We start from the raw sequence: 12,329 nt of genomic DNA, 5'->3' as shown, positions 1-12,329 counted from the left end.
GCTTGGCGCACCCGATATGCACCTTGATCCGCATATCCTCTTTGCCCACACCCATATATTCGGCCAGGTTGATCGAATTGCGCCACAAGGCCGCGCGCACGGCCCGCGCCGCCGCCTCGGTGTAACTGCCCCTGCGCAGAGACGTGCCCAGGCCGAACTCCACAATCATCGGTCCACTCATTCCGCCGCCTCCGAACTTGGAAAGACATAACATTTGTCGCGCCGCACACGCAGCCACATCACGGTGTCGGGCTGCGGCAGGAACACACCCGGCACGGTGCTTTTGATCAGGGCCACGCCGTCATCCAGACGAAACTCCACAAGGCTCTCATTGCCCATGAACCGCGACCGCACCACATGGGCCCGCGCTGCCGTCCCCTCGGCTGCCGTCGGACCAGGCCCAACACCGGCCCGGTCAAAGTCGATCTTCACGTGCTGGGGACGGAAGACGATATCCACCTGCGTGCCATCGGCCACACCGGGCGCCAAAAAGTGACCAAAGGGAGTTATTGCCAAAGCCCCTTCAACAACAGATCGCAACCTGTTGGCATCACTGAAGAAAGCAACAGACGCGCGGTCCACTGGGCGGGTATAGACGTTGTACGGCGCCCCCTGCTGTACGATATGCCCGTCCCGCATCAAGGCAATCTCATCCGCCATGCGCATGGCTTCTTCCGGTTCATGCGTGACCAGCAGAACACCGGTATCCTCTTCCTTGAGGATCGCCAGCGTCTCATCCCGGATACCATCTCGCAGCCGGTTGTCGAGGCCCGAGAACGGCTCGTCCATCAGCATGATCCGAGGACGCGGCGCCAAGGCCCGCGCCAATGCGATACGCTGTTGCTCACCACCCGACAACTGGTGCGGATACATGTCGATGAAGCGTGACATACGCACCCGCTCCAGCATCTCGACCACACGCGCGCGCTTCTCATCACGACTGCCGGATAATCCGTAAGCGATATTGCCCTCGACGCTCAGATGCGGAAACAGCGCAAAGTCCTGAAACATCAGGCCAATCTCGCGCCGCTCAGGCGGCACACGAAACCGCGTGTCACAGATCAACTTGCCGTCGACATAGATCTCGCCCGAGTCCTGCATCTCGACCCCTGCGATCATGCGCAAGGTCGTGGACTTGCCACACCCGGACGGTCCCAGCAGGCACGTCACCTGTCCCGGCTGGATCGACAGGCTCACCCCATCGACCACACGCCGCCCCCCAAAGCTGCGCACGAGATTGCGAATTTCCAGCCGAGGTGCAGTCACGGCGTCCCCATACCCGATCAAAACAGTCGGGACGTATCAGGCCCGGCGCGCCCCCGCAAGCACTGCCGCAAAGCCAGCCACCAGAACGAAGACGCAAATCACCAGCAACTGCTCGTATTTGTGCCCGTCTGGCAGGACAGAAGCAAAGACAGGCCAAGCGCGCCCGAAATACGCCAACGCGCCCAGCATCGCGGCAGCGAACGCCACAAGGTAGGACCATGTCGGCATGCGCAGTCCCAGCACGAGGCCCACAATCAACACCGGTGTCAGAAACATCGACGCCGTGCCACTGACCGCCACGGCATCAAACAGCGTCGCGTTGCCCCAAAGGGTCAGACCGGCCCCCAGCACCATGAACACGACCATCACCGCGCGCCCACCCATCAGTGTGCGCGGCGCCAGCGCCAATTCCTCAACCACCAACCGGGCCGACGAAGACAGGGCCGAATCCAGCGTCGACAGGGCCGACACAAGCAGCGACAGCATCAAAAGGGCAAAGACCCACATCGGGAACATGCTCCCCCATGTGCCAATCAACTCTCCCTCGTACTCCGCCCCGACAAGGCTGGCCTGAATGCCAAAGAAGCCGAAGCCGATGATGCAAAAGGTCGACAGCCAGAACGCATGCAGGAAAGACCGGCGCGTGGTCTCTTCGTCGGCAATAAACCCCCGGTCCATCATCACCGGATCATGGGCCGGATAGGAAAACACCTGCAGCGCCGCAACAACCAGCAACACCCAGCCATTCCAAGCGCCCGCGGTGCCCGGGGCAGTCAGCACCGCCCCCAGCGAGAAACCGGGGCTCAGCACAAGGTAGAGGAAGGCAATACCAAACACACCAAGGAAAACAGACATCTGTGCAACATCGGTGCGTAGGGCGGCACTCAGCCCACCCCAGGCGGAATATGCCAACCCGACAACAGCGACGATCAGGATGGCCCACGTGCCACTGCCTTCGATGACAGCACCCGCAATCAACCCAACCACCAAGAGATTGGCAAACACCTCGGACAGCAGACGCAGCGCAATGACCAGATTGTAGGCCGCAGTGCCGCGCGAACCGAACCGGTCGTGCAACCAATCCTGAACCGACATAGCCCCCTGCGCCCTCAGTCGCGCCACGATGAAACCACCGGTCAGGAAGCTGCCGTAATACGCGGCGTAGGCCAAGGTACCTGCAATTCCGTAGAAATAGCCAAGAATGGCGGCATTCATCAGGCTCCGGGCAAAAATCCAGGTCGTCACCTGGCTCAACACCAGCACCCACAAACCGGGGGCCTGCCCCGCTATCTGGCCTGAATAAAACCCGTCGACCGACACGCGACGCGGTGCCGCCAACACGCTCGCCCCGATCAGAACGACGAACAGGGCGATCAGGGCAACAGGAGTCATTTATGGACCTTTCGGTAAGGGTTTACCGGCAGGTAACAGGCGCACTTCGCCCCATCCAGCCCGCCTGACGGCTTTGTGAACCAGTTGGTTCCCTGTGGGGCCGGACGTTTGTGTCGAAGGCGCAGATTCCCAGATCGCTTGAAGACTCAAACCAAGCAAACGCGCCACGAACACCATCCGGTCAGAGCACGGACCTACTGGTCCCGCACGCCTTTCTGATATGCACAGAATTGCTCGTATTGCAGGGTCACAGATGTGCCTGAGATGGTGAGCACGCCAAGGTTCGGGGCCTCCTCACCGGGGCTGAAGGTCTCCCAATCCCAGTCGGGCCGCGGTGCCGGAGCTTGATACAGAACGGACCGCATCGTCGCAAATGGCACCCCCCTCACAGTTCCGGTGATGGGACGATGAACATGTCCAATAAACATGTGTTTCACACACTCATACTTCGAGACGAGGTCAAGAAACGCCTCGCCATCCTCCATTTTCCCGGTGTCTTGTATTGGCAATCCCAAAGAATGCGGCGGGTGATGCATAAACAGATAGACCGGCACGCCCTCCGCGTTCTCAAGCACATTGGTCAGCCAAGCACGGCGCTCGCGACAGAACTCTCCGGCATCCGATCCCTCTTTCTGTGTGTCCAGACAAACGATCAGCCCTTCGGATGTCGAAACGTGGTACTGGACAAAGCCGGGCATGCAAGTGTCAGGCAGGGGAAGAAACTGCCTGAGCAAAGCGCGATCATCGTGGTTTCCGGCCATCGGCAGAAACGGGATCGACAAGCCATCCAACTGGGCGCGCAGCGCGATGTAGTCGCCCTCAGTACCCCGATTGACCATGTCACCGGAAATGACACAAACCCGCGCATCGGCATGGTGCATATTGATATGATCGATAGCGGCCTTGAGCCGGACACGAGGGTTGTGGCCAAGCACATCACCTTCATGCGTGAAGTGTGGGTCAGATAGCCATATTACATTCAACAAATCTTACTCCTTGATTTCGTCACGACCAAACAGATCACGGGCGCGGCACACTAAAGCCCCGGACATCCCGACCGGACGCCAAATCGTTTTCACATGTCATCCGTCCGACCGCCTATGGTCGGGTTGGCGGGTGGGCGAATTTGCGCAGCAAAGAGTGCACTCACCAACCCTAAACGATGTCGAATGACGCCTCTGCCCGATCCACACCGTTCACTTGCACAACCAACCCATGTGCGCCGGGATGCAATTCAAAAGTCGTCGCATTGGCCTTCAGCTTGTGCACCTTTTTCAACACCAGCGGCTTGCCGGGTTTCACCTCGGCGACCTTCAGCTTGAACACTTTTTCACCGGTTTTCCCTCCAGGCCGGGCAAACCGGATGCGATAGTCGACCAGGACAGGAGTTACCTCTGCCCCGTCCAGCGTAACGGTGAATGTCAGCCCTTCGCCCAACGGCACCGTTGGCGTCGCCACATCAACAGACACCGTCAGGTCCGCATCACCGCGATAGCCCAGCATATCCATCGCGCCCGGATGCCCATCCTTGATCAGCGTCCGCAAGGCATGGCGTCGCATCCACGCCCGCTCCTTGGCGTCCTGCGTGGCTTGCGCCTCCCAATTGGCCAGCCGCTCCAACACGGCATCAGGCGCGGTTTTGGCCACGTCATTGAGATGGTTGGCGACAGAACGCGTGACAAAGCGGGTGGGATCCGCCTGCAAGCGGTCCAGCAGCGGCAAGGTCTGATCCAACGTCAGCTCTACCTTCCGCGCCCAGGGCAGCTTGGGCCGCATCCCTTCGCTGACCAATCGCCGGACATGGTAGTTCTCATCGCCGGCCCACATCTCCAGACGGGCCAGTGTTTCATCCGTCCACCGGTTCAGGAAGGCGCGGATGTAGAACTCCATGGAGAAGCGCTGCGTGGCTTCATAAAGCAGGTCCAGCGCGCGTTCACGGTGATCCTCCAACCCGTGCCGGACCGCCAGAACCCCTGGCACAGCGTGAATGAAGCGCCCAAAATCGTCATCGCGCAGCGTAGGGTCAAGCCGGGGCGGCATCGCCGCTTGTAATTGGTCCGCCATCGTTGGGAAATCAGCGGCCAGATGCGGCTCCAGACAGTCCGCAAACCAATCCAGACACTCCATCAACGACCGCTCGGCAATGCCTGACAGGGCAGCGGCGTGAAAGGCATCGCGGTCAAAGCCGGGAACGCCCGCAACGAACTCATCCGCCAAGTCACCCAGGGATTCAGCGTTGAAAAGTTGGTCTTTCAGCGAAAAAGTCGGCTGCGCCTTGGCCATTGGGTCTGTCCTTCAATACAAAAATGGGTGCGTACAAAGTCCCAATAGCCCCGGGACGCTGACAGTTTTTGGCAGCAGAAGCGACCCTTGCCATCGGTCGCGTCTGCCGATGCGACCGCGCTTTAAATTGTCGCCACGGTCGCGCCGCCATCCAGCAGCAGGTTCTGCCCGACAATGAAACCCGCGTGCTGTGAACACAGGAAAGCGCAAGCCGCGCCAAACTCTTCCCGTGTGCCATAGCGGCCCGCCGGAATGGTGGCTGCGCGTTCAGCCCGCGCCTCTTCCAACGTGATACCCTTGGCCGCGACGACACCTCCATCCAGCGCATCCGCACGGTCTGTGGCGTGAATGCCGGGAAGCAGGTTGTTGATGGTCACACCCTTGTTCGCCACCTGCCGCGAGGTCCCCGCGACATAACCGGTCAGACCCGCACGGGCCGAATTGGATAATCCAAGCACGGGAATGGGGGCTTTCACCGATTGCGATGTGATGTTGACCACACGGCCCCAGCCGCGATCCATCATTCCGGGCACAAGGGCTTTGATCAGGGCAATGGGGGCCAGCATGTTGGCATCAAGCGCCTTGATGAAATCGTCGCGGTCCCAGTCATGCCACATGCCGGGGGGCGGGCCGCCCGCATTGTTGACCAGAATGTCGGCATCCCCAGCCGCCGCAACCAATGCGCCCTGCCCTTCAGCCGTTGTCACGTCAGCCGCGACCGTCTGCACGTCGACACTGTGCACCGCACGGATAGCCTCTGCCGATGCCTCCAGCGCCTCGGACCCGCGCGCATTCATGACCAGGTGCACGCCCGCCGCAGCCAGCGCCTCCGCACATCCCAGACCCAGCCCCTTGGATGAAGCACACACAACAGCCCGCTTGCCCGCAATACCTAGATCCATGATCGCTCTCCCATTCAGTTTTCACACCAACAGGTAACGGCACGTTCACCGATGCGCCAGTAAAAGACCGAACCGTTGACCGACCGGCGTCACAATTCTACTTTAGTGTTTCGTCCAAAACCCGAGTAGCACTTCAGATGACGAAGATCGCCCACACGCCAGCGCAAAGTATGTCCGTCTTCCGGGCCGAAGACTTTGTAGTGAGTGAAGGCGCCAACCTTGGCGATCCTTTGGCCTGCGCGGACGATATGCTGTTAGATGATGTTTATACGCTGGCCGCATCGGCCCAGCCCGTACGGCTGTCGACACATGCCCTTGACCCGGCGCACCTGACCGTTGCGGATGGCAGCGAATGCGGCACCCCCGGGGCGGCCATCCACCTCGACTGCGCCCTCACACTCATGTCGCCGGATGGCAACATCACGGACGCCATCGTGCTGGTCGAAGTGGACGCTGCCGGCAATATCAATCAGGTCTACCTGCTGCCGCTTGCACGGCTCGCCGCGCGGACCGGTTACGCGCTCGTGGGCATTGAACCGGACGAAGCGCGCAGCAAATTCGCCCACCTCACCTGCGCGCGTTTTACCCGCGGCACCCATATTACCATGGCCTCGGGCGCCCAAAAGCCGATCGAAGACCTGGTGGTCGGAGATCGCGTGCTGACGCGCAACGATGGCGTGCAAGAGGTGCGGTGGATTGGCCAATCCACGGTCCGGGCGACGGGTGATTTCGCCCCCATCTGCATCCGTGCGGGCACCCTGAACAACGACCGCAACCTGATCGTTTCGCCCGATCACCGGCTGTTCATCTACCAGCGCAAGGATCGCCTCGGCGCCGGTCGTTCCGAGCTTCTCGTCAAGGCCAGGCATCTGGTCAACAACGACAGCGTGACGGTACAGGATGGCGGGTTCGTGGACTACTTCGAACTTCTCTTCGACACGCACCAGATCATCTATGCCGAAGGGATCGCCGTGGAATCCATGCTGATCGACAGCCGCACCATGCCGGTCCTGCCTAAAGAGGTGTCATCACAGCTTACCGCGCACACCGATGCTGGCCTGTCCGGCCTTGATGTCAAGAAAACGCTTTTGGACCGTCCGGACGCTGCCGAATTGCTGAAACGAGCATCGACGCGCTGAAATCCGCCGACGCTTGACGCATATCAAGGCAAGCGGGCGTCGCAATCTCCACATCAGGGGCAAGCACCTGAAACGGAGACATCAATGACCAAGCTGACATCGATCCTTGTTGCCACCGACCTGTCCATCCGGTCTGACCGGGCCGTGCGCCGGGCCGCGCAAATCGCGCGTGAACATGGTGCAGCACTGACAGTTCTGACGGTGCTGGACGATGCGATGCCGCTTGAGATCATCGACACCCTGCACGCCAAGGCGCGCGCCACGCTGGACCGGTTTGTCACTACGGTCTGCGACGGGGTGAACGTGACGATCAAGGCCGAGCCAGGGGATCCCAGCGCCAACATCATTCGCGCCTGCACAGACGAGGTTGATCTGCTTGTCATGGGCACGCACCGCCAGCGCCCGTTTCTGGATGCCGTGCGCGAAACGACGATGCAGCGCATCGTGCGGCGCATCTCGACACCAGTTCTTCTGGTGACGGACCGGGTCGACCATGCCTATTCCACGGTTCTGTCCGCTTGCGACTTCTCCCCGGCCTGCAGTGGTGCCATGCGGATGGCGCACGCCCTGGCGCCGACCGCCACCATCCACCCAGTCCACGCGCTGCACATCCCCTATTCCGGGATGCTGTCGCAGACCAAGGCCGCCGCCGACGCCATCGAAGCGTCGTTCCGACAAGAGGCGGAAAGCTCAGCCAAGGCGTGGATGCGGGCCGAAGACCTGCCAACAGAGCAGATGGAGCAGCTCGAAATTCTGGCGGGCGTGCCCTACCCCATTCTCCGGCGCAAGGTGGACACCGGCAATGTTGACCTGATTGCGGTCGGCGCTCATGGGCGGGTCGGCGCAGCGCGCAGTCTTCTCGGCTCACTGGCGACCGATCTCATGCGGGAACCCTTGTGCGATGTGCTGATCGCCAGACCATAGGCTGAACTTGCTGGTCACCAAAAAGGCGAGAGACGTTCAACCGCCTCTCGCGCACATCATAGAGCCCAAAACGGTATGCTCACACCGCGTAGAAAAACTCTTCCCGCGCGATCTTCCCATCCGCAACCGTATACAACGCCACCTCTTTCATGTCGGTGACCTCACCGCTTTCCTTGTGCTTGGCCTTCAACTCAAAGATCACGGCAAAGCGGTCGTCCGGATGCAGCATTGCGTCGGATACCGAGGCGTCCAGCACATCGAACGTAGCTTCCCACCACTCATGCTTGCCGCGGATCGCGGGGATACCCTGAACCTCGCGCCCCATGCCATTGTCCGTGGCCTCGACCGAAACGGCGTCAGCCGCGTACAGCGTGTCCAGATTTTCGGCCGAGGTGTTGTTGCGGCAGCCCTCGACCAGTTTGTCGGCGATTTCATTTAACGTCATGGCGGTATCCTCGTTGGAATGAATATCCCAACCCTACGTCGCCCCACTGACAGTTTTTGTCACGACGCCTCAGGTGATCCCCATCTCTGCGTTCAACTCCTTCATGCGCTTGTTCAGCGCATTCATCTCCAGCGTCATCCGCGGCATCGGGTCATCGCCTATAAAGGCCGTGATCTGGCCACCCATCAGCGCAGACCAGTAAATGCGCAACACATCATTCATCCGTTGGGAATAGTTCGGGCCGAGCTTGCGAAACCACTTCACCATGTCCGCATCCAGTCGAATGGTGACGCGCGTCTTGTGCGGTTTGACGCCATCAAAACTGTCCAGCCCGTTCCATGCCGCCGGGATCGAGTCCTCGATATGCTTGTACCGCATCTCGCCCTGATGGCGATCCAGCGTCACCATCAGGTCCAGTTGGGCTTTACGTTGGCTCTGATGCATGGCGTCGGCTCCTGTCTGCGATCTGCGCAAGGGGCAAGACTGTCACCAAAGGGTTAACGCGCCCTGACCCGTGCGTGCGTTGGGGGTGCACAGGGGGTGTACGGATGCTGCACGGGGGGTGACACCCTGCTGCCGGCTTCAAAACATGCCGCGCTTGCCCCGGTTTGAGACGCCGGATATACGGCGCCCATGTTGGATAACCGCCCTGAATTGCCCCCCGAAATCGCCCGTCGCCGCACCTTCGCGATCATCTCGCACCCCGACGCGGGCAAGACGACCCTGACCGAAAAGTTCCTGCTGTTCGGCGGGGCCATCCAGATGGCCGGACAGGTCCGCGCCAAGGGCGAAGCACGCCGCACCCGGTCCGACTTCATGGCGATGGAAAAAGACCGTGGCATCTCGGTGTCCGCCTCGGCGATGTCTTTTGATTTCACAAGTAAAACCAATACGTTCCGGTTCAATCTTGTGGACACACCCGGCCACTCCGACTTCTCCGAAGACACCTATCGCACGCTCACGGCGGTGGACGCCGCGATCATGGTCATCGACGGGGCGAAGGGTGTGGAAAGCCAGACGCAAAAGCTGTTCGAGGTTTGCCGCCTGCGCGACCTGCCGATCCTGACCTTCTGCAACAAGATGGATCGCGAAAGCCGCGACGTCTTTGAGATCATTGACGAAATCCAGGAAAACCTTGCTATTGACGTAACGCCCGCGTCCTGGCCCATCGGCGTGGGTCGCGACTTCATCGGCTGCTACGACATCCTGCGCGACCGTCTGGAACTGATGGACCGCGCTGACCGTAACAAAGTTGCGGAAAGCATTGAAATCAACGGCTTGGATGACCCCAAGCTGGCCGACCACGTGCCCGAGGCGCAGCTGAACCAGCTTCGTGAAGAGCTTGAAATGGCACGCGAGCTGCTGCCACCACTGGATGCCGAGGCGATGCTGCAAGGCACCCTGACCCCTATCTGGTTCGGCTCTGCCATCAACTCCTTCGGCGTCAAGGAACTGATGGACGGCATCGCTAACTACGGCCCGGAACCGCAGGTTCAATCTGCAGAACCGCGCCAGATTTCACCCGAGGAATCAAAGGTTTCCGGCTTTGTCTTCAAAGTTCAAGCCAATATGGACCCCAAGCACCGCGACCGCGTCGCCTTCCTCCGCATGGCATCCGGCCACTTCAAACGCGGCATGAAACTGACCCATGTGCGGTCCAAAAAGCCCATGGCCATCTCGAACCCCGTCATGTTCCTCGCCTCCGACCGCGAATTGGCGGAAGAGGCTTGGGCGGGCGACATCATCGGCATCCCGAACCACGGGCAACTGCGCATCGGCGACACGTTAACCGAAGGTGAAGCTTTGCGTGTTACAGGTATCCCCAGCTTTGCCCCCGAACTGCTGCAAGGTGTCCGCGCCGGCGATCCGTTGAAGGCCAAGCATCTGGAAAAAGCGCTGATGCAATTTGCCGAGGAAGGGGCGGCGAAAGTGTTCAAACCGTCCATCGGATCAGGCTTTATCGTCGGCGTCGTGGGTGCGCTTCAATTCGAAGTGCTCGCCAGTCGGATCGAGCTGGAATACGGGTTGCCCGTGCGGTTCGAACAGTCGCAGTTCACCTCCGCTCGCTGGGTGAGCGGCGACAAACAAGCCGTTGATAAGTTTACGGAAAGCAACAAGCAACATATCAGCCACGACCACGATGGCGACATCGTGTACCTGACCCGCCTGCAGTGGGACATCGACCGGGTGGCCCGCGACTATCCGGATGTAACGCTCAGCGCGACCAAGGAAATGATGGTCTGAAGCCATGACCGATGGGCCGCAAATCCCGGTCCCGCAGCCGGTGCAGACAGATCCGGTAAAGCTGCGTTGGGGCATTGTGTCCACTGTCAAGGCACCCTTGCGCAAGGTCGCGGAATTCATCGCCTTTCACCTCGATCTTGGCGCCCACCGCATCCGTATCCATCTGGACGCGCCTGATGTGTCCATCGCTGAAAGGCTTGCCCATCCACGGGTGCGTTTCACGCAATGTGACGACGGATATTGGCAAGGCAAACCCAACCGCGCCCGAACTACACATCAGCCAGAAAATTCAAAGTGACCCACTACCCCCCGACGGCGCAGTTTGACGCGAAGCAGCGCCTTTGCTATGGACGCGCAGCATGTTGGGGCACGGTGCCCCCTCTGGGCCACTCGGGCTAACATCATCAGACGCCGCGGGCCAAGTCAGTGTCCGCAACCAACGGACATACATGACAAAATTTTCTGATCTGAACCTGAATCCCAAGGTGCTGAAAGCCATCGATGAAGCTGGCTATGAAACGCCAACACCTATTCAGGCCGGTGCGATTCCAGCAGCCCTTGAAGGGCGCGATGTTTTGGGGATTGCCCAGACCGGGACCGGTAAAACTGCCAGCTTCACCCTGCCCCTGATCACCGCATTGGCCCGTGGCCGCGCCCGCGCCCGTATGCCACGCAGCCTTGTGCTGTGCCCGACACGAGAACTGGCGGCGCAGGTGGCCGAAAACTTCGACACCTATGCCAAGCATGTAAAGCTGACCAAGGCGCTGCTGATCGGCGGCGTCAGCTTCAAAGAGCAGGACCTGCTGATCGACAAAGGCGTCGATGTGTTGATCGCCACGCCCGGCCGCCTGCTCGATCACTTTGAGCGCGGCAAGCTGATCCTGAACGACGTGAAGGTCATGGTCGTGGACGAAGCCGATCGTATGCTCGACATGGGGTTCATTCCCGACATCGAACGCATCTTTGGCCTCACGCCCTTCACCCGCCAAACGCTGTTCTTCTCCGCCACCATGGCGCCCGAGATTGAGCGCATCACCAACACCTTCCTGTCGAACCCGGAACGTATCGAAGTGGCCCGTCAAGCCACTGCATCCGAGACCATCGAACAGGGCGTGGTCATGTTCAAAGGGTCACGCAAGGACCGTGAGGCCAGCGAGAAGCGCAAGGTGCTGCGCGGCCTGATCGACGCTGAAGGCGAAAAGCTGACCAACGCGATCATCTTCTGCAACCGCAAGACCGATGTGGATATCGTCGCCAAGTCCCTGAAAAAATACAAATATGATGCGGCACCGATCCATGGCGATCTGGACCAGTCGCAACGGACACGTACGCTGGACGGTTTCCGCAATGGGGAATTGCGGATCCTTGTGGCCTCAGACGTGGCAGCGCGGGGCCTCGATGTTCCATCGGTCAGCCATGTGTTTAATTTCGACGTTCCCGGCCACCCCGAGGATTACGTGCACCGCATCGGCCGGACGGGTCGTGCCGGGCGCGAGGGCAAGGCCATCACCATTTGCGTGCCCCGCGATGAAAAGCAGTTCGATGCGGTCGAAAAGCTGATCCAGAAGGAGATCCCGCGGCTCGACAACCCGGTGAAGTCATCCAAACCGACCGCTTCGGACAAATTGGACACGGAAGAAAAGCCAAAGTCGACACGTAGCCGGTCAACACGGTCAAAATCGGAGCCGAAAACCGAAACACCGGTAGAAGCAACCACCGAAACCAAGGCAGAAA

At 60.2% G+C, this 12,329-nt stretch carries 13 protein-coding genes; 5 read left to right on the top strand and 8 right to left on the bottom strand.

All coding sequences use genetic code 11. The annotated features are described in order from the left end of the window. The 6 genes from AC6RA8_RS13030 to AC6RA8_RS13005 all read right to left on the bottom strand — a co-directional run. Nucleotides 1-181 (bottom strand): Lin0512 family protein (locus AC6RA8_RS13030; protein ID WP_500353175.1); only part of this gene is annotated, 181 nt, incomplete at its 3' end. Further along, entirely contained in the window at nucleotides 178-1,266 is a 1,089-nt protein-coding gene (locus AC6RA8_RS13025; RefSeq protein WP_500353174.1) for an ABC transporter ATP-binding protein, read from the bottom strand. The genes AC6RA8_RS13030 and AC6RA8_RS13025, both read right to left, overlap by 4 nt. Before the next feature lie 36 nt (nucleotides 1,267-1,302). Further along, nucleotides 1,303-2,658 carry an SLC5/6 family protein gene (locus AC6RA8_RS13020; RefSeq protein ID WP_500353173.1) on the bottom strand — a complete coding sequence of 452 codons (1,356 nt, stop codon included), beginning with the start codon at nucleotides 2,656-2,658 and terminating at the stop codon, nucleotides 1,303-1,305. 194 nt (nucleotides 2,659-2,852) lie between these two features. After that, a complete protein-coding gene (locus AC6RA8_RS13015) occupies nucleotides 2,853-3,641 on the bottom strand; it encodes a metallophosphoesterase (RefSeq protein WP_500353172.1) in 789 nt (262 codons plus the stop codon). Nucleotides 3,642-3,813: 172 nt separating this feature from the next. Beyond that, complete coding sequence (locus tag AC6RA8_RS13010) at nucleotides 3,814-4,941, bottom strand: YhaZ family DNA alkylation repair protein (RefSeq protein WP_500353171.1); 1,128 nt, start codon at nucleotides 4,939-4,941, stop codon at nucleotides 3,814-3,816. Between the two features lie 122 nt (nucleotides 4,942-5,063). Then, complete coding sequence (locus AC6RA8_RS13005; protein WP_500353170.1) at nucleotides 5,064-5,843, bottom strand: SDR family oxidoreductase; 780 nt, start codon at nucleotides 5,841-5,843, stop codon at nucleotides 5,064-5,066. 137 nt (nucleotides 5,844-5,980) lie between these two features. Between AC6RA8_RS13005 and AC6RA8_RS13000 the strand changes: the two genes are divergently transcribed. Both AC6RA8_RS13000 and AC6RA8_RS12995 read left to right on the top strand, forming a co-directional pair. Beyond that, nucleotides 5,981-6,982: a Hint domain-containing protein gene (locus tag AC6RA8_RS13000; RefSeq protein WP_500353169.1), complete on the top strand. Its 1,002-nt coding sequence runs from the start codon at nucleotides 5,981-5,983 to the stop codon at nucleotides 6,980-6,982. An 84-nt stretch (nucleotides 6,983-7,066) separates the two neighbouring features. Next, nucleotides 7,067-7,906 carry a universal stress protein gene (locus AC6RA8_RS12995; protein ID WP_500353168.1) on the top strand — a complete coding sequence of 280 codons (840 nt, stop codon included), beginning with the start codon at nucleotides 7,067-7,069 and terminating at the stop codon, nucleotides 7,904-7,906. Between the two features lie 79 nt (nucleotides 7,907-7,985). On the opposite strand, the gene AC6RA8_RS12990 is transcribed toward AC6RA8_RS12995, so the two are convergent. Next, a complete protein-coding gene (locus tag AC6RA8_RS12990) occupies nucleotides 7,986-8,351 on the bottom strand; it encodes a SnoaL-like domain-containing protein (protein ID WP_500353167.1) in 366 nt (121 codons plus the stop codon). Between the two features lie 69 nt (nucleotides 8,352-8,420). Continuing rightward, nucleotides 8,421-8,795 carry a BrnA antitoxin family protein gene (locus AC6RA8_RS12985; RefSeq protein WP_500353166.1) on the bottom strand — a complete coding sequence of 125 codons (375 nt, stop codon included), beginning with the start codon at nucleotides 8,793-8,795 and terminating at the stop codon, nucleotides 8,421-8,423. A 189-nt stretch (nucleotides 8,796-8,984) separates the two neighbouring features. On the opposite strand from AC6RA8_RS12985, the gene AC6RA8_RS12980 reads away from it, so the two are divergent. The 3 genes from AC6RA8_RS12980 to AC6RA8_RS12970 all read left to right on the top strand — a co-directional run. Further along, complete coding sequence (locus AC6RA8_RS12980; protein WP_500353165.1) at nucleotides 8,985-10,595, top strand: peptide chain release factor 3; 1,611 nt, start codon at nucleotides 8,985-8,987, stop codon at nucleotides 10,593-10,595. A 4-nt stretch (nucleotides 10,596-10,599) separates the two neighbouring features. After that, complete coding sequence (locus tag AC6RA8_RS12975; protein ID WP_500353164.1) at nucleotides 10,600-10,893, top strand: hypothetical protein; 294 nt, start codon at nucleotides 10,600-10,602, stop codon at nucleotides 10,891-10,893. Nucleotides 10,894-11,044: 151 nt separating this feature from the next. Then, nucleotides 11,045-12,329, top strand: a 1,285-nt coding sequence (locus AC6RA8_RS12970; protein WP_500353163.1) for a DEAD/DEAH box helicase, incomplete at its 3' end; no start/stop codon positions are given.

The organism is Tateyamaria sp., from assembly GCF_059783535.1.
This window is presented reverse-complemented; position numbering and strand designations above follow the sequence as displayed.